The organism is Streptomyces sp. NPDC101234 (genome assembly GCF_044767525.1).
Classification (GTDB): Bacteria; Actinomycetota; Actinomycetes; order Streptomycetales; family Streptomycetaceae; genus Streptomyces; species Streptomyces sasae.
In genome coordinates this window covers 51,341-67,140 of the sequence record NZ_JBIWOA010000023.1, presented here as the reverse complement: position 1 = coordinate 67,140, position 15,800 = coordinate 51,341, and the positions used below count along the sequence as shown (strand labels likewise).

Here is a 15,800-nt window from a genome sequence, read left to right as displayed (position 1 = left end):
CTGGACGAACTGGAGAGATCCCATGAAGGTCGTCGTCGACGAGGAGAAGTGTGTCGCGGCCGGACAGTGCGTGGCCGCCGCCGCGGACGTGTTCGACCAGCGCGAGGACGACGGCATCGTCGTCCTGCTGAACGAGAACCCGCCGGCGGAGCTGGCCGACGAGGTCCGCAACGCGGCAGCCGTATGTCCGGCCCTCGCCATCCGCATCGAGGAATAGCGCGTCCCGAGCCCGCCCCTTCCCCCCACTCACCACCGTAGGAGAACCCATGCCTGAAGCAGAGGCCCCGCTCGCCCCCGACGAGCAGGTCTACTACTACCAGGACGACCGCGACGCCAAGTGCCCCTTCGCGCCGCCGCCCGGGCTGCGCGCCCTGAACGAGACGGCGCCCGTCTCCCGGGGCCGGATCTGGGACGGCAGCACCCCCTGGCTCGTGACCGGTCATGCCGCACAGCGCGCCATCCTGTCCGACCCGAGGGTGAGTTCGGACGACAAACGGTCGGGATTCCCGTACCCCAACCGGGCCATGGCCGAGAACGCCCACCACCACCCGCTGACCATCTTCAACGCCGACGGCGCCGACCACGCCCGGATCCGCCGCATGATGACGCGCCCCTTCACCCGGCCCCGCATGGAGGCGCTGCGACCGGAGATCCAGAGGTTCACCGACGACCTCATCGACAAGATGCTGGCCGGGCCCAAGCCGGCCGACCTGGTCACCGCCCTGTCGCTGCCGCTGCCCTCGCTGATGATCTGCGCGCTGCTCGGAGTGCCGTACGAGGACCACGAGTTCTTCCAGGAGCACGCGTCCGTCGCCACCCGCAGCGACAAGACCGCGGAGGACGACCGGCGGGCGAGCGAGGCGCTGGGCGGCTACCTCGCGCGGCTGCTCCGGAAGAAGATGGAAGAGCCCGCCGACGACGTCCTCTCGGACTTCGCCGCGCGTATCAAGGACGGTGACATCACCCTCCCCGAAGCCACCCTGCTGTGCATGATCCTGCTGATCGCCGGTCACGAGACCAGCGCGAGCATGATCACGCTGGGCACCGCCCTGCTTCTTGAACACCCCGAACAACTGGCGCGGATGCGGGAGATCGAGGACACGAAGGACGCCGCTCCCGCGGTCGAGGAGATCCTGCGCTACCTGACCATCGCGATGTTCGGTCAACGGCGCATAGCCGCCGAGGACTTCGAGTTCGAGGGCGCCCAGATCAAGAACGGCGACGGCATCGTCGTACCGCTGCCCGCAGGCAACTGGGACCCCGAGGCGTTCCCCGAGCCGGAGAAGCTCGACCTCACCCGTGACTCCCGCCACCACCACGCCTTCGGCTGGGGCATCCACCAGTGCCTCGGCCAGCAACTCGCCCGTATCGAACTCCAGGTGGTCTACGGCACCCTCTACCGCCGTATCCCCACGCTGCGCCTCGCGGTCGACCGTGACGAACTGGACTTCCGCCCGGCCGACGCGCTCGCCTTCGGTGTCCGCGAACTGCCGGTCACCTGGTAGCCGGGACGACTGCCCCACCTCGCACCGGACGCCGGTTCCGCCCACTGGGGTGTGACCGGCGTCTTCGCATTCCGCTCGCGGTCAGGGGGATCCTGCCGGGTGTAGCGGGCTACACCTCGGCTCGGGTAGCTCGCTCCCTCGTGGCGGACGGGGGAGCGACGGGATCGTTGTCGGCAGAGATCAGACTCCGCGGCTCCGTCGCCGAGCTGAGCCGACATCAGGAAGGGACCGTCCCATGGCCGTCATCCGCCGCCGACACCGCACCGCCTTCGCCACCGCCGTGGCCGCCGTAGCGCTGACCGCCGGGCTCGCCACCGGCTGCGACCCCACCGACTCGCTGGACTGCCTCTCCAACGCCGACACGATCGCCGACAGCATCACGGCCATCAACAAGGCCGGTGCGGACGCGGCCAAGGACCCCACCCGGACCGAGGAGTCCATCACCACGATCCAGAAGAACATCGACAAGATCAACAGCAAGACGGACGACGGCAAGGTCGACAAGGCGGTGGACCGCCTCGACAAGGCGATCAAGGACTACAACCGGGCGATTCTGAACGGCGACACCAACCCGGACTCCAGCGAGATCGACGCCGCGGCCGACGGGCTGAAGAACGTGTGCACGTCCTGATGCCGGTGCACCGGGGGCACTCGCGAGACACTCGTGCCGTGACGAGTGTCTCTGGTGAGGAGTGACGCATGACCACAGTGGGGATCGCCACCGGCGTCGGCCGCGGGACAGGGGAGGAGTGCGCGAGGCGCCTGGTGGACATGGTGGACGTGCTGCTGCTCGCCGACCGCAGTGAAGCCGCCGCGTCCGCGGTGGCCAAGGACCTCTCGGAGCGCGGCGGGCACATCGTCGTAGAGGCGCTGGGAGTGGACGTCACCGACCGGGACGACCTCGCGCGGCTCGCCGAACGCGCCGACGGGCTCGGCACCCTGCGGGCCGTCGCGCACACCGAGACCGTTCCTCCGGAGGAGGGCGACTGGCGGCGGATCCTCGGCGTCGACTTCGTCTCCGGCGCCCTCCTCGCCGAGGCCCTCCGCCCCCTCGCCGTCGCCGGCACGGCCTTCGTGTACCTGGCCTCGGTCTCTCCGCTCATCGCTCACATCGAGCCCGATCCGCAGGTCGCGGCCGTTCTGGACACCCCGCTGGAGGGCGACTTCCTCACCAGGATCCGGGATGCGATCGGCCCGGCCGTGGAGGATCCGGCGTGGGCGTATCCGTGGGCCACCTACGGCGTGCACCGTTTCGTCCGCGCCGAGGCGGTGCGGCTCGGGCCGGTGGGCGCCCGCGTCTGCTCCCTGTCGCCCGGCGCCCTCGACACGCCCGAGACGCGGATGGAGGCGGCGCGGCACTCGTCGGTGCGGCAGCTCATCGAGCACACGCCGTTGGGCCGCACCGGCCGGTGCGAGGAGGTCGCCGCGGTCGCCGCGTTCCTGCTCTCGGACGGGGCGAGCTTCGTCAGCGGCGCCGACATCGTCGTCGACGGCGGCCTGTGGGCCGCCGTGCGGGACGAGTGACGGCCCGTCGGCCCGGCGCCGTGCAGGACGGCATGCGAGCGGTCCGACGCACACCGATGTGCGTCGGACCGCTTGCATACTGCACGTGTGCTACGCCGGACCGAGTGCCGGCGAACCGGCGGGATCGCTCGAACCGGCCGGGCGACCCAGGGAGAGCACGGGGAGCCGGGTACCGGACTTGACGAACCGAGCGGGCTTCCGCACGGGCCCGGCAGCGCGTTTGCGGCCGGCGAAGACGAACAGGCGCAGCACGAGGAACCGCCCGATCCCGGCGAGCGCGGAGGCGGTGAGGTACACGGCCTGCTCCCGCATCACCCCGGCGGACGGCTGGACCGTGTGGAGCAGGAGCACGGCCGCGGAGGTCACCGCGTAGGCGGCGGTGGCCGACCCGGCGGACTGCCAGTGCTGGCGCACACCGGCACGACGCCCGGTCCCGAAGGTGAACCGCGCGTGCAGCTCCGTGCACAGGACGGTGGAGGCGACCGTGGTCAGCGCGTTCGCCAGGGTCCAGGGCATCGACTGGGCGAGCAGGGTGACAGCCGGGCCGCAGGTGATACCGACGCCTCCGCCGCACACCACGAACCGTACGAAGGAGGCGAGCGGCCCGGGCGCGGCCGGAGAGCGGTGCGCCGTCGCCGCCTCGGTCTCCGTCCGCCGGCTCCGACGCGACGTCTCCGGCTCTGAGGCGAGCGTCGATGTCATGGTGGTTCCCTTCCGGACGAGCACTGGGGCCGCTGTGATCAGCTGATCTCAACGATCCCGGGCCGGGCTCACCGGAACGAGGATGCGTACTCCCCAACCAGGGGTGTAGCCGCCTCCACCATGTGCGTGCGGCGGCCGGGGCCGTGGGCCGTCCGGCGGTGCTCAGACGGGCGGCTGGTAGGGCTTGTCGGCCATGGTCAGACCCTCCAGGGCCAGGCCCAGCGTCGCGCCCTCGTCCAGCCGCCGGGCGAGTCGCTGGCGGAGCGCCAGAGACGTGAGACGCAGCAGCAGCGGTGGCTTCGACGCAAGCTGCTCGGCCAGCGCCAGCGCCCGGGGGAGTACGTCGACGGGCGGGACGACCTCGTTGACCATGCCGAGCCGGAGCGCCTCGTCGGCCCGGATCACCTGCTGGGTGAGGGCAGCGTACCGGGCCCGGTTGATGCCGAGGAGCTCTTCCCACACGACGTGGACGCCGTCGCCGGGTACGACCTCGCCCGCTAGGTGGGGGAAGTCCTGGAAGCACGCGGTGTCCGAGGCGATCGTGATGTCACCGAGCAGGACCCACTCCGAGTGGATCGTGGCCGGCCCGTTGATCGCCGCCACGACCGGCATCGGGAGATCGACCAGGGCGCGCAGCACCTGGCGGCCCTCCCAGTAGATTTCGTCCCAGTGGAGCGGCTTGAACGCCTGCCGATCGCCCCTCATGTCCATCTCGGTCATGAAGCGGTCGCCGGTGCCCGTGAGCACCAGGACCCGGTTGTCCCGGTCGTCGGTGATCTCCCTGAGGACACGGGGGAAGTCGCGGTGGAGCCGTACGCTCAGCGCGGCCGGCTCACCCCCGCTGTGCAGCCGCAGGGTCAGGACACCGCTCGCCGCGCGGTCGAGGGCGAAGTCCGGGAAGCGGTCGAAGTACGCCGGGGTCTCCATGCGGGAATCCTCAAGGCCGTAGGTCCTTTGACGAAGGCGACCTTTCCCGTGAGGCCCTCTGACCCGGTCCGGTGTTTCCACTGAGTGGAACTGAATCCGGCCTCGATCCCATGACTTGGTTGAATGAGTGCACTCAATTCAGGTATTCGTGCACACGGGTACGGCGGTGTGGACGCCGTTTCGAACCCCATGCCGCCGGCACCACGGCGAAGGAGAGCGCGTGACCCGAACGGCAGAACCCATGGATCGACCGCTCGCCGGACGTCGTGTGCTGGTGACCGGGGCGGCCGGCGGGATCGGGGCGGCGGCGGTGTCCGTCTTCCTCCGCGGTGCAGACCCCGGGGGCCGACACGACCGGGCCGTGCCCGGGGACGGAGAGTTCCCCCTGGCCGAGATCCTCTCGCTCCTCCCACCGGAGGTGACCGTCAGCGCGGAAGTCCCGCTGCGCCGCCTGGAGCGGCTGGGAGTCTCACCGGAGGACCGCGCCCGCCGGATCCTGGACGGCAGCCGCCGGCTCATGGCCGGTGTCCGCCCCTGGAAGAGGTCGGCACCGGGCGGGCTCGGCGCGAGCAGGCCGACGTCGGCCCAGGGCGCGGCCGCTGAACCGTGCGTCGGCGGCAACGGCCGCTGTCCGAACCGGAGTTGCACGACGCGATGACGATCGAGAAAGCTGTCCGCACAGCGGGATACGACGGCTGATCGGACGGGGTCCGGCAGTAGCTTTCACGGGCGCGGTGACACCGCGGCCGACACTGAGCGTCCCGGGCATCGTCCCTCGGCGGCTCAGCGCTCGACAACCCGGAGAAAGGGATCTCGAGACATGAAGTCCGCCATCTACAACGGGCCTTTCGATATCGTCATCACCGAGCGCGAGAAGCCGAGTTGTGGCCCCAGGGACGTACTCCTGCGCAATCTGCACGCCGGCATCTGCGGGTCCGATGTGGCGGTCTACCGGCACGGTCCGGGAGCGCACCAGATCCTCGCGGGCGAGGAGTTCGGGCATGAGGTCGTCTCCGAGGTCGCGGAGGTGGGGCCGGAGGTGACCGAACTGGCCGTCGGCGACCGGGTGTACCCGTATCCCCTGCTGGTGAAGGGGGACCCGGGCAGGGCGGGGTGTATCGGCGGATTCTCGGAGTACATCCTCGTGCCCGACTGCCGGCTGGGAGAGCAGGTCTTCGCCGTGGACAGGCGCATTCCGACACCTGTCGCCGGGCTCATCGAACCCTTCACCGTGGCTCATCGTGCCGTGCGGCGCTGCCGGCCCCGACGAGGCGAGAACGCGGTCGTGTTCGGTGCCGGCACGATCGGGATCGGTGCGGCGGTGGCCCTGAAGAGCTTCGGTGTCGAGCAGGTCATGGTGGTGGATCTCGCCGGCCTCCGCCTCGGCAAGGCGGCCGGGCTCGGTTTCGAGACCTGCAACTCCCTCAGCCAGGACGTCCAGGAGCGGGCGGCCGAGGTCTTCGGCGAGGTCACGACCCTGCTGGGCACCTTCCCGGACGTCGACATCTACGTCGAAGCGGCCGGCGCCGACGAACTGCTGGGCACCATCCAGAAGATGGCGAAACCAGGTGCCCGGATCGGTGCCGTGGCGGTGCACCCGAAGCCGGTCCCGGTGGACCTGGTCCGGCTCGCCTACGGTGAGCAGGAGATCATCGGCCCGGGCGGTTACCGCCCCGAGGACGTCCTCGACGTCATGCAGATCATGGCCGACGGCAGCTTCGATCTCGCGTCGATCATCACGCACACCTTCGAACTGGACCGGATCGTCGAGGCGATCGAGACGGCCGGCGATCGCGAGCGCGCCCTGCACGTCGCGATCGCCTACTGAGCCGGCAGCCCTTACCGCCCCCCGTCCGACGCCTAACGGACGCAGAACCCCGCGTCCAGCGGAAGCTGGATACCCGTGACGTAGGACGCCTGGTCGCTCAGCAGCCAGGCGACCGCGTTGGCGATGTCCTCGGGCTGCAGGATCTCGATGGGCAGCGCGTTCTGCATCTGGGAGATCTCGCTGCCGGCCTGCGCGGCCTTCTTCGCCAGCGCCTCGTTCTGGGTCATGCCGCTGACGACGCCCGTCGGGTGGATGGTGTTCACCCTGATCATGTGCGGCGCCAGGTCGTTCGCGAGGGTCTGCATATAGCCGACGAGGCCGCGCTTGGCCGCGGTGTAGGCCTGGGCGCCCGCGTTCGGGGAGCCGGTGCCCTTGATACCGGCGCTCGAACTCGTGATCACGACGGAGCCCCCGCGGCCACCGTCGATCATGGCCTGGAGACCGGCCCGGACCGTGTGGAAGACCCCGGTCAGGTTCGTGTCGATGATGTCCTGCCAGATCCGTACGAACTCGTCGCCCTCCTCGGCGGCGAAGCGCACGATGCCCGCGTTGGCGAGGATGAAGTCCAGCCGCCCGAACTCGGCGAAGCCCTCGTCGAACGCCGATTTCAGGCTCCGGTAGTCGCGTACGTCCGCGGTCAGGCCGACCATTCTGCGGCCCTGCCGCTCGACCAGCCGGACGGTCTCGGCGAGGTCGTCCGGGGAGGCGTTGGGATAGTCCATGGTGGGGATGTCCCGGCAGATGTCGACCCCGATGACATCGACACCCTCGCGTGCCAGCCGCACCGCGTGCGCCCGGCCCTGCCCGCGGGCGGCACCGGTGATGAACGCGACCCTGTCGCCGAGTGACCCCGCCATGCTGTCCCGCCTCCCGATCCGACGCCACGGCAGCGCCCTCCCGTACAAGGGAGCCGAACCGTTTCCTGCGTACCGGCAAGCAGTGTGATCGCCGCCGCGGCGCACCGGACACCGCCCGCCCACTCAGCGGGACGGGATCCACGACCGGGCTCCGCATCGCCGTCGGCCGGCCGGCATCACGACAGGGCTCCCGCATCGCCGCGCGCCATACGGGAGCCCCGGTGGGTCAGGCCGCCCGGCCGACCTCGGCGTCGTCGAGGCGCTCGGCCTTCGGGACGAGGGCGACGAGCAGTCCGCCCAGCGTGCAGCAGCCGATGACCAGCCAGATCCCGTTGGTGAAGCCCTTGTCGAGGTAGAACTGGGTTCCCTTGAGGACCATGCCGTGCTGTGCCATCACCACATAGGCCAGCTGGGAGACGATGATCTGCGCCACGCCCAGGACCAGGTTCTGGGCGCCGTTGGCCAGCGCCTGCTCCTCGGGGCTGACCACCTCGATGACCATGATGGGCACGACCGCGACGACCACACCCGTGCCGAGCCCCGCGACCACGCCCCAGGAGATGATCTGGCCGGCGGTCGAGTGGTACTGCGTGCCGATGCCGTAGCCGACGACCGCCAGGGCGACACCCAGGGCCAGCAGGATCCGGCTGTCCATGCGGCGGGCGACGGAGCCGGTGCCGACCGCTCCCACGATGATCATGGCGCTGATCGGGCTCGTGACGATGGCGTTGTGCTCTCCGGTCCAGCCCAGTCCGTCGGAGACGTGGGGGATCTTCGGCATCAGCACCAGCAACTGGATCACCACGCCGACCGCGTTGAGCGCACCGGCCGCCACCGCGGTGGCCAGGAGGGCGGACCACACCGGCCGGCGCCGCGTCATGGACACCGGGAACAGCGGCTCGGCGACCCGGCGTTCGACGAGCAGGAAGGCGACGAGAGCGACCACGGCGCCGGCCATGTAGCCGATGAACCTGCCGCTGCCCCAGCCCCAGTCGGAGCCCTCGCCCACGCCGTAGATGATGAGGGTGACCCCGCCGCCGAGGAGGATGCCGCCGGCCCAGTCCATCCGGCCGCCCCGTTCGCGCACCGGGCTCTCCGGGACGAGGAGGGCGACCAGGGCGAAGCTCACGGCCGTGCTGATGGCCATGAACCACAGGACACCGCGGAAGCCGTGGGTATCGAGCAGCCAGCCGGACAGGAAGGGACCGCCGAAGGCGACCAGGCCCACACCGCCCGCCATGATGCCGTTGGCGAGTCCGACCCACCGGCGCGGGAAGACGTCGCGGGTGATGGCGTAGCCGAGCGGGGTGGCCGCCGTGTAGATGCCGGCGATGCCGCGCCCGATCAGCAGGGTGCGGTAGTCGGTGGCCATGGCGGCCACCAGGTCTCCGACGAAGCCCAGGCCGGTGGCGATCAGCAGGACGCGCCGCTTGCCGTACAGGGCCGCCGCCTTGACCAGGAAGGGCAGGAAGAACGTGCCCGTGAGCAGGGTCATCAGGGTGAACCAGGCGATCTGGGTGGTCTGGAAGTGGATCGCGATGGCGGCCTGGGTCACGCCGGACAGGGCGGCGACGAGCGACACCAGCTGAACCGCCCACAGCAGGGCGGCCACGATGAGGCCGTTGCGGGTGGCGGAGCGGTGTCTCTCCGGGGTCTGGGGTGGCGTGGTCTGTGTCTGGGACATGGGAGGCCTTCCGAGGGTGAGCGGAGGTCGTTGCGGGTGGCCGCGGACCCGGGAGGGGCACGGCTGGGGCACGGCCTGGTGTTTCCTGGACGGGGCGGGCCGGCGGGCTTGCACGGAGTCCGTCGGTGTAGGGCCGACGTCGAACTGCGGCTCATGTCGGCGGGGCTTCGACCGCCCGTGTCAGCCGATGAGCAGGCCGAGCGGGACGTCGTCGGAGCGCTGGAACGCGGGAATGGTTGCGCGGTGAATCAGCCGATGCGGTGCGGCTGCCGGTAAAGTAGACCCAACGGTCGGTACAATCAATCGGTTGGTCAAGAAAAAGCGCCCGAGCCAGTGGAAAGCCGTGGCAGGAGCCCCCGTTCGGCCACCGGACCCGGGCATGCCTGAGGGACGGTTCACCGACCGCCCCTCAGCCCTGCGTATGCGGTTGTCCTGCGGGCTTCTCCTCCGCTACCAGGCCGTCCAGCCGCCGTCCACGGTGACCGTGGTGCCGGTCATGTACCGGGAGGCGTCGGAGGCGAGGAACACCGCGGCGCCGCCCAGTTCCTCGGCCTCGCCGACCCGGCCCATCGGGGTGCCGCCCACGATGCGTTCGCCCCAGCGGCTGTCCAGCAGGCCTGAGCTGAGGTCGGTGCGGAAGTAGCCGGGCGCGAGGGCGTTGACCCGTACGCCGCGGTCCGCCCACTCGACTGCAAGGGACTTGGTGAGCGCCTCGACCCCGCCCTTGCTGGCGGCGTACGCGGCGATCCGCTCGAAGCCGGCGCCGGCGTGCACCGAGGAGACGTTGACGACCGAGCCCGAGCCCTGCTCCAGCATGACCTTGCCGGCCTCACGGCAGCAGTAGAAGGTGCCCGCCAGATTGATGTCGATGACCTGCTGCCAGGCCTCGTCCGTGACCTTCTCGCTCCGGGTGAAGTGGGGGCTGACGCCGGCGCAGTTGATCACCGCGTCGAGCCGGCCCGTCCACTCGGTGATCCGGCCGACCGCGCCGCGTACGGCGTCGGAGTCGGCCACGGAGCCGGGCAGCACCAGGACCTTGCCCCCGTGGACGGCGAGTTCGGCGGCCAGCAGTTCCAGGTCGTCGGCCGTGCGTGCCGTCACGGCCAGGGTCGCTCCGGCCTGGGAGAGGGCCACGGCCATCGCCCGGCCGAGCCCCTTCCCGGCACCGGTCACCCAGACCGTCTTTCCGTCGAGGCGCAGATCGCTCGTCACATCGGTCATGCCTGGACCTCCGTCGGCAGATCGCGCAGGTTCCGCTTGAGGACCTTCCCCGAGGGGGTGCGCGGGAGTGCGTCGACCACGTCGAAACGGGCGGGCACCTTGAACTTGGCCAGCCGCGCCTGGCAGAACTCCCTCAGCTCCTCGGCCTCCGCCTTCGTACCCGGGCGGAAGACCACGAAGGCGCGCGGCACCTCTCCCCAGCGGGGGTGGGCGAGTCCGACCACGGCGGCCTCCAGCACGGCCGGATGCTCGTACAGGACGCGTTCGACCTCGGGCGTGGCGATGTTCTCGCCGCCGGAGACGATCATGTCCTTCTTGCGGTCGTCGATGTAGAGGAAACCGTCCTCGTCGACGTGCCCGATGTCGCCCGTGTGGAACCAGCCGTCCTTCAGCGCCGCGGCCGTCGCCTTCTCGTCCCGCCAGTAGCCCACGAAGACCTTCGGGCCCCGCAGGGTGATCTCGCCGAGCTCGCCGGCCGGCGCCTCCCGGCCGGTGTCGTCGACGATCCGGACCCGGGTGTGCGGCACCGGACGGCCGACCGAGCCCAGTTTCGACAGACAGTGCTCGCGGTCGAGGAAGGTGTCGCCGGAGACGGTTTCGGTCAGCCCGTAGGCGTCGGCGAACCAGGCGTTGGGGAAGGCGGTCATGACCCGCCGGAGCACGGGCTCCGGGGTCTTCTCCCCGCCGCCCAGCACGAAACGGACCGAGGTGGTGTCGTACGACTCCCGGGCCGGCACCTCCAGCACGGAGTTCACCATGGCGGGAGCGAGCCACAGGTTGGTGACGCGCTGCTCCTGGATCGCCCCGAGGACTCCCTCGGCGTCGAACTTCCGCTGGAGCACGACCTTTCCGCCGGCGTACAGGACACCGAGCGCCGGCATGTCCAGCCCGCCCACGTGGTACAGCGGGCCGCACACCAGCGTGGTGTCGGCGGCGGTCAGCCCGAAGTGGACGATGTGCGCGAGGTTCTTCGCCTGCAGGTTGGCGTAGGTGATGCACACGCCCTTCGGGCGCGAGGTCGTGCCCGAGGTGTACATCAGCCGCTGCAGATCGCCCGGCTCCACGTCGACGGGTGCCACCACGGCGCCCCGGTGCCGCGCCAGCAGGTCCTCGTAACCGGTCCACCCCGGCGTGGCGGCCCCGCCCTCCACCCGGACACGGTGGTCCAGGCCGGTCAGCACGGTGGCGATCCGGTCCACCGCCGGGACGAACTCCGGCTCGGTCACGATCACCTTGGCCCGGGAGTGGTCCAGGATGTACTGCCACTCGTCCTCCGACAGCCGGTAGTTCAGCGGCAGGAAGACCGCGCCGATCCGGTTGACGGCATACACCAGCTCCAGGAACTCCGGCCGGTTGTAGAGCAGCAGCCCGACGATGTCGCCCCGGCCCACGCCCAGCGCGGTCAGGCCGGCCGCCAGTTCATTGACCCTTCTGTGCAGTTCGCGCACCGTCAGGTGCCGTTCCTCCTGTACGACGGCCACGGACTCGGGCCGTTGGGCCGAGTGGTAGTCGAGGATGCTCGCGAAATTGTCCACCGGCGACTCTCTTGTTCGGTGACCAGCAATATTCCGACCGGTCGGTTGCCCGCTGCAAAGTTTTCGTGTACCCATTGGTCTATAAAACAGGTAGCGGCACTTTACGACGCTCCGCTGCCACCTACAACCGTCGTGCGGGGGCGGTTTCCGCCGAGAAGGGGGTTTTCCGTGTCACGTATCCGTCTGGAGGTCCACGGGCCGGTCGTCGTGCTCCGGCTGGCCCATCCGCCGCTGAACGCGTTCGACTCCCTGCAGCGCCAGGAGCTCGCCGCCGCCGCGCGTGACCTGGCGGACTCCCGTGACGTACGCGCCGTGGTGATCCACGGCGGGGAGCGGCTCTTCGCGGCCGGCGCCGACATCAAGGCCCTGGCCGCGATGGGGCCCGAGGAGATACGCGGCTGGAACCGCGCCCTGCAGCGGACGTTCGACGACATCGCCCGGCTGCCGATGCCGGTGGTCGCGGGGATCACCGGATACGCGCTCGGCGGCGGCCTGGAGCTGGCGCTGTGCGCCGACTACCGGGTGGCCGCCGAGGACGCGGTGCTCGGGCAGCCCGAGGTACGGCTCGGCATCATCCCCGGCTCCGGCGGCACGCAGCGGCTGACCCGGTTGGTCGGCCCGGCCCGGAGCAAGAACCTGCTGATGACCGGCCGCAACGTCCGGGCCGAGGAGGCCCTGCGGATCGGGCTCGTGGACGAGGTCGTCCCGGCCGACCAGGTGCTGGCGACCGCGCTCGCCTACGCGCGGACCCTCGCCGACGGCCCGGCCGCGGCCCTGGAAGCGATCAAGGAGGCCGTGGACCACGGCGCCGACACCGCCGTGTCCACCGGCCTCGCGCTGGAACGGTCCCTGTTCACGGGCGTCTTCGGCACGGCCGACGCGGCCACCGGACTCCGTTCCTTCCTCGAACACGGCCCCGGCAAGGCGAAGTTCGGCGGCCACGCGGACCACGACGACACGAAGGAGGAGGGGGAGGCATGAAGGCACTGCGCTGGCACGGTGCGGGGGACCTGCGGCTGGAGGAGGTGTCCGACCCGCCGCCGCCGAAGCCGCACGAGGCGGTCGTCGAGGTCTCCTGGTGCGGGGTGTGCGGCACCGACCTGCACGAGTTCCTCGAAGGACCGCACATGATCCGCACCGGCCCGCATCCGCTGACCGGGGCCGAACCCCCGCTGGCCCTCGGGCACGAGTTCAGCGGAACCGTCCTCGCCCTGGGCAGCGAGGTACCCGGGATCGCGATCGGCGACCGGGTGACCGCGGACCCGGTCTGGCGCTGCGGCACCTGCTACTGGTGCGTGCGCGGCGAGTACCACATCTGCCCCAGGAGCGGCTCCGTCGGACTCGCCTCCCCGGGCGCGTTCGCCGACCGCGTCACCGTGCCCCTGGCCGGACTGACCCGCCTGCCCGACAACGTCACCGACGAGATGGCCGCACTCGCCGAACCCCTCGCGGTCGGCCTGCACGCGGTGACCCGGGCGGGCGTCGGCCCCGGCGACAACGTGCTGGTGGTCGGCGGCGGCCCGATCGGCTTCGCCGTCGTGCTCGCGGCCCGGCTCGCCGGAGCGGCGGGCCTCTATGTGAGCGAGCCGCTGAAGGAACGCAGGGAGAAACTCCTGGACCTCGGCGTGACCGAGGCCTACGACCCGCGGGAGACGGACGTACGGCGCGAGGTGTTCCTGCGCACCGGCCGCATCGGTCCGGACGTGGTGATCGACGCGACCGGAGTGGCCTCGCTCGCGGCCCGGGCGGTCGCCACCGTCCGGCGCGGCGGCCGGGTCGTCCTCGCCGGCGTCGGCCACGGCAACGTCGAGATCGACATGGGACAACTCGTCTTCTACGAGCGGTCCGTGCTCGGCACCCTCGGCTACAACTTCGACATCCCCCGGGTCATCGACCTGATGAGCACCGGGCGCCTGGACGCATCGGCACTGCTGACCGGGCGGTATGCGCTGGACGAGGGCGCCGGGGTCTTCGCGGACCTGGCCGGGGACCGGGCCGCTCATCTCAAGGTTCTGCTGACCCCGAAGGGACTGTGACATGGATTTCGACCTGCCTGAAGAGACGCAGGCGCTGCAGCAGATGGTCCGCGAGTTCGCCGCTCGCGAGATCACGCCGCACGCGGCCGAGTGGTCGGAGAACGAACAGTTCCCCACCCACATCTTCACCAAGCTCGGCGAACTCGGCCTGATGGGCATGCTCGTGCCCGAGGAGTACGGCGGCGCCGGCTCCGACATGGTGTCCTACGTGGCGGTGATGGAGGAACTGGGCGCGGCCGACCAGTCCGTGGCCTCCACCTGGAACGCGCACTCCACGATCGCCACCCTGCCGCTGCTCGCCTACGGCACCGAGGAGCAGAAGCACCGCTGGCTGGCGCCGCTCGCGCGGGGCGAGGCCCTCGGCGCCTTCGGCCTGACCGAGCCCGGCGCCGGCTCCGACGCGGCCGGCATCGCCACCACCGCCCGCCGGGCGGACGGGGGCTGGGTCGTCAACGGCACCAAGATGTTCATCACCAACGCCGGCACGGACATCAGCCAGGGCGTGACCCTGCTGGCGGTGACCGGGCGGGACGACGAGGGCCGCAAGCAGTTCGCGACGTTCTATGTGCCGACGGACACCCCCGGTTACACCGTGGGCCGCAAGCTGAAGAAGCTCGGCTGGCACGCGATGGACACCCGTGAACTCGTCTTCACCGACTGCTTCGTACCGGACGACCACCTGATCGGCGAGGAGGGCGGCGGACTGCGCCAGTTCCTCTCCGTGCTGGACAAGGGCCGTATCAGCGTGGCCGCGCTCAGCATGTCGCTGGCCAAGGCGGCGCTCGCGCTCGCGATCCAGCACGCCAGGGAACGCGAGCAGTTCGGGCGCCCCCTCGCGGCCTTCCAGGCCGTGGCGCACAAGATCGCCGACATCGGCACGGAGTTCGAGGCCGCCCGGTGCATGGTCTACCGCGCCGCCTGGCTCGCCGACCAGGGCCGCCCGCACGCCACGGAGTCGGCGATGGCGAAGCTGTACGCCTCCGAGGTCGCCAACCGCGCCGCCTCCGAAGCCGTACAGATCCACGGCGGCTACGGGTACATGCGCGAGTCGGAGATCTCCCGCTTCTACGCCGACGCGAAGATCCTGGAGATCGGCGAGGGCACGAACGAGATCCAGCGCAATGTCATCGCCAGGGACCTGGTCCGCCGGGCGTGAGGCCCGGCGGTGCACGCCTTCGGCAGGGTGGTGTGCCACATACCACCGGACCGGATCAGCCTGCCACCGGGACCGGCCCCCAGACGGCCTCGGGGTCCAGCGGGAGCCCGGGCCGCTCGCGCTTGAACGCCTCGGCCCGTTCCTCGACGGCCTCCAGGACATGGTCGGCCGCCCCGAAACCCCGGAACAGGGTGGCGCAGTACTCGCGGGCGAGGAAGGCCGGATCCCAGGAGCCGTCGGTCCGTACCCATTGGTAGGTGTGATTGTGCAGATTGAGGAACTCCAGGGTCGCCAGCCGGGGCTGGACCGCACGGATCATGTCCTGCCCGGCGGCCTCGGAGAGAATCCCGGCGACGAGCCGCTCGAACTCGGTGCGCTGCCGCAGCACGGTGTCCAGCTCGTCTCCGCTGAGGCTGCGGTATTCGTGCTCGTAGACCCAGATGTGGTCGAGGCGGTGGAAGATGATCGTCAGCAGCGACTCGGACAGCAGCCGCAGCCGCGTCAGCGGGGACTCGTCGAGCCCGGCGACCTCCCGCGCGCGGTTCAGCAGCGGCGTCAGCACCCGCGACTGGATCTCGATCAGCAGGTTTTCCTTCGAGCCGATGTAGTAGTAGAGCGCGCCCTTGGCGAGCCCGACCGCCCGGCCCAGGTCGTTGACGGAGGTCGCGGCGTAGCCCTGGCGGGCGAACAGCTCGGCGGCCGTGTCGACGATCTTCTGGCGTCTGACCTCGAAGTCGGGACCGTGTCCTGGCGGTCGCGGCATCCGCATCTCCCCTTCTCGTGCGGCAGCGCTCCGACGGGAACCCCGGTTCGCTGGACCGACCA

General features: G+C 70.6%; 16 protein-coding genes. 9 read left to right on the top strand and 7 right to left on the bottom strand.

Going from position 1 to position 15,800, the window contains the following annotated elements:
* The first annotated feature begins 22 nt into the window (after window positions 1-22).
* The 4 genes from ACIRR9_RS34965 to ACIRR9_RS34950 all read left to right on the top strand — a co-directional run bounded on the left by ACIRR9_RS34965 (window position 23) and on the right by ACIRR9_RS34950 (window position 3,029).
* Complete coding sequence (locus tag ACIRR9_RS34965) at window positions 23-217, top strand: 4Fe-4S domain-containing protein (protein ID WP_365352158.1); 195 nt, start codon at window positions 23-25, stop codon at window positions 215-217.
* Window positions 218-266: 49 nt separating this feature from the next.
* Window positions 267-1,505, top strand: coding sequence for a cytochrome P450 (locus ACIRR9_RS34960; protein WP_403760299.1), 1,239 nt, complete (start codon window positions 267-269; stop codon window positions 1,503-1,505).
* 235 nt (window positions 1,506-1,740) lie between these two features.
* On the top strand, window positions 1,741-2,136 hold the full coding sequence (locus ACIRR9_RS34955; protein WP_365352154.1) for a hypothetical protein: 396 nt from the start codon (window positions 1,741-1,743) through the stop codon (window positions 2,134-2,136).
* 68 nt (window positions 2,137-2,204) lie between these two features.
* Entirely contained in the window at window positions 2,205-3,029 is an 825-nt protein-coding gene (locus ACIRR9_RS34950; RefSeq protein WP_403760296.1) for an SDR family oxidoreductase, read from the top strand.
* Window positions 3,030-3,119: 90 nt separating this feature from the next.
* Here the strand turns inward: ACIRR9_RS34950 and ACIRR9_RS34945 are convergent, their stop codons facing one another.
* Both ACIRR9_RS34945 and ACIRR9_RS34940 read right to left on the bottom strand, forming a co-directional pair.
* Window positions 3,120-3,731 carry a GtrA family protein gene (locus ACIRR9_RS34945; RefSeq protein WP_403760293.1) on the bottom strand — a complete coding sequence of 204 codons (612 nt, stop codon included), beginning with the start codon at window positions 3,729-3,731 and terminating at the stop codon, window positions 3,120-3,122.
* Between the two features lie 162 nt (window positions 3,732-3,893).
* Window positions 3,894-4,658, bottom strand: coding sequence for an enoyl-CoA hydratase/isomerase family protein (locus ACIRR9_RS34940; protein WP_403760290.1), 765 nt, complete (start codon window positions 4,656-4,658; stop codon window positions 3,894-3,896).
* A 220-nt stretch (window positions 4,659-4,878) separates the two neighbouring features.
* Between ACIRR9_RS34940 and ACIRR9_RS34935 the strand changes: the two genes are divergently transcribed.
* Entirely contained in the window at window positions 4,879-5,316 is a 438-nt protein-coding gene (locus ACIRR9_RS34935; protein ID WP_403760287.1) for a hypothetical protein, read from the top strand.
* Window positions 5,317-5,478: 162 nt separating this feature from the next.
* On the top strand, window positions 5,479-6,486 hold the full coding sequence (locus tag ACIRR9_RS34930; RefSeq protein ID WP_403760284.1) for a zinc-binding dehydrogenase: 1,008 nt from the start codon (window positions 5,479-5,481) through the stop codon (window positions 6,484-6,486).
* A gap of 32 nt (window positions 6,487-6,518) precedes the next feature.
* On the opposite strand, the gene ACIRR9_RS34925 is transcribed toward ACIRR9_RS34930, so the two are convergent.
* From ACIRR9_RS34925 to ACIRR9_RS34910, 4 genes are all read right to left on the bottom strand, one after another.
* Window positions 6,519-7,343, bottom strand: a complete 825-nt coding sequence (locus ACIRR9_RS34925; protein ID WP_403760281.1) for a mycofactocin-coupled SDR family oxidoreductase — start codon at window positions 7,341-7,343, stop codon at window positions 6,519-6,521.
* 226 nt (window positions 7,344-7,569) lie between these two features.
* The gene (locus ACIRR9_RS34920; protein ID WP_403760279.1) at window positions 7,570-9,027 is read right to left on the bottom strand and encodes an MFS transporter; all 1,458 of its coding nucleotides are present in this window, start codon (window positions 9,025-9,027) and stop codon (window positions 7,570-7,572) included.
* 450 nt (window positions 9,028-9,477) lie between these two features.
* Window positions 9,478-10,248: an SDR family NAD(P)-dependent oxidoreductase gene (locus ACIRR9_RS34915; protein WP_403760277.1), complete on the bottom strand. Its 771-nt coding sequence runs from the start codon at window positions 10,246-10,248 to the stop codon at window positions 9,478-9,480.
* Window positions 10,245-11,783: a long-chain fatty acid--CoA ligase gene (locus tag ACIRR9_RS34910; protein WP_403760275.1), complete on the bottom strand. Its 1,539-nt coding sequence runs from the start codon at window positions 11,781-11,783 to the stop codon at window positions 10,245-10,247. The genes ACIRR9_RS34915 and ACIRR9_RS34910 overlap by 4 nt, the downstream gene beginning before the upstream one ends.
* Before the next feature lie 168 nt (window positions 11,784-11,951).
* Here ACIRR9_RS34910 and ACIRR9_RS34905 point away from each other — a divergent pair, with 168 nt between their 5' ends.
* The 3 genes from ACIRR9_RS34905 to ACIRR9_RS34895 are packed head-to-tail and all read left to right on the top strand — an operon-like array spanning window position 11,952 to window position 14,975.
* Window positions 11,952-12,764: an enoyl-CoA hydratase/isomerase family protein gene (locus tag ACIRR9_RS34905; protein ID WP_403760272.1), complete on the top strand. Its 813-nt coding sequence runs from the start codon at window positions 11,952-11,954 to the stop codon at window positions 12,762-12,764.
* A complete protein-coding gene (locus tag ACIRR9_RS34900; protein ID WP_403760269.1) occupies window positions 12,761-13,819 on the top strand; it encodes an alcohol dehydrogenase catalytic domain-containing protein in 1,059 nt (352 codons plus the stop codon). Before ACIRR9_RS34905 ends, ACIRR9_RS34900 begins: the two co-directional genes overlap by 4 nt.
* A 1-nt stretch (window position 13,820) precedes the next feature.
* Window positions 13,821-14,975: an acyl-CoA dehydrogenase family protein gene (locus ACIRR9_RS34895; protein ID WP_403261033.1), complete on the top strand. Its 1,155-nt coding sequence runs from the start codon at window positions 13,821-13,823 to the stop codon at window positions 14,973-14,975.
* Window positions 14,976-15,030: 55 nt separating this feature from the next.
* Here the strand turns inward: ACIRR9_RS34895 and ACIRR9_RS34890 are convergent, their stop codons facing one another.
* Window positions 15,031-15,738, bottom strand: a complete 708-nt coding sequence (locus tag ACIRR9_RS34890) for a TetR/AcrR family transcriptional regulator (RefSeq protein ID WP_403760266.1) — start codon at window positions 15,736-15,738, stop codon at window positions 15,031-15,033.
* Between the last annotated feature and the right edge of the window lie 62 nt (window positions 15,739-15,800).

Coding starts and splice junctions, on each gene's coding strand:
- ACIRR9_RS34965 (WP_365352158.1), top strand. CDS start 23: ATGAAGGTCGTCGTCGACGAGGAGAAGTGTGTCGCGGCCGGACAGTGC.
- ACIRR9_RS34960 (WP_403760299.1), top strand. CDS start 267: ATGCCTGAAGCAGAGGCCCCGCTCGCCCCCGACGAGCAGGTCTACTAC.
- ACIRR9_RS34955 (WP_365352154.1), top strand. CDS start 1,741: ATGGCCGTCATCCGCCGCCGACACCGCACCGCCTTCGCCACCGCCGTG.
- ACIRR9_RS34950 (WP_403760296.1), top strand. CDS start 2,205: ATGACCACAGTGGGGATCGCCACCGGCGTCGGCCGCGGGACAGGGGAG.
- ACIRR9_RS34945 (WP_403760293.1), bottom strand. CDS start 3,731: ATGACATCGACGCTCGCCTCAGAGCCGGAGACGTCGCGTCGGAGCCGG.
- ACIRR9_RS34940 (WP_403760290.1), bottom strand. CDS start 4,658: ATGGAGACCCCGGCGTACTTCGACCGCTTCCCGGACTTCGCCCTCGAC.
- ACIRR9_RS34930 (WP_403760284.1), top strand. CDS start 5,479: ATGAAGTCCGCCATCTACAACGGGCCTTTCGATATCGTCATCACCGAG.
- ACIRR9_RS34925 (WP_403760281.1), bottom strand. CDS start 7,343: ATGGCGGGGTCACTCGGCGACAGGGTCGCGTTCATCACCGGTGCCGCC.
- ACIRR9_RS34920 (WP_403760279.1), bottom strand. CDS start 9,027: ATGTCCCAGACACAGACCACGCCACCCCAGACCCCGGAGAGACACCGC.
- ACIRR9_RS34915 (WP_403760277.1), bottom strand. CDS start 10,248: ATGACCGATGTGACGAGCGATCTGCGCCTCGACGGAAAGACGGTCTGG.
- ACIRR9_RS34900 (WP_403760269.1), top strand. CDS start 12,761: ATGAAGGCACTGCGCTGGCACGGTGCGGGGGACCTGCGGCTGGAGGAG.
- ACIRR9_RS34895 (WP_403261033.1), top strand. CDS start 13,821: ATGGATTTCGACCTGCCTGAAGAGACGCAGGCGCTGCAGCAGATGGTC.
- ACIRR9_RS34890 (WP_403760266.1), bottom strand. CDS start 15,738: ATGCCGCGACCGCCAGGACACGGTCCCGACTTCGAGGTCAGACGCCAG.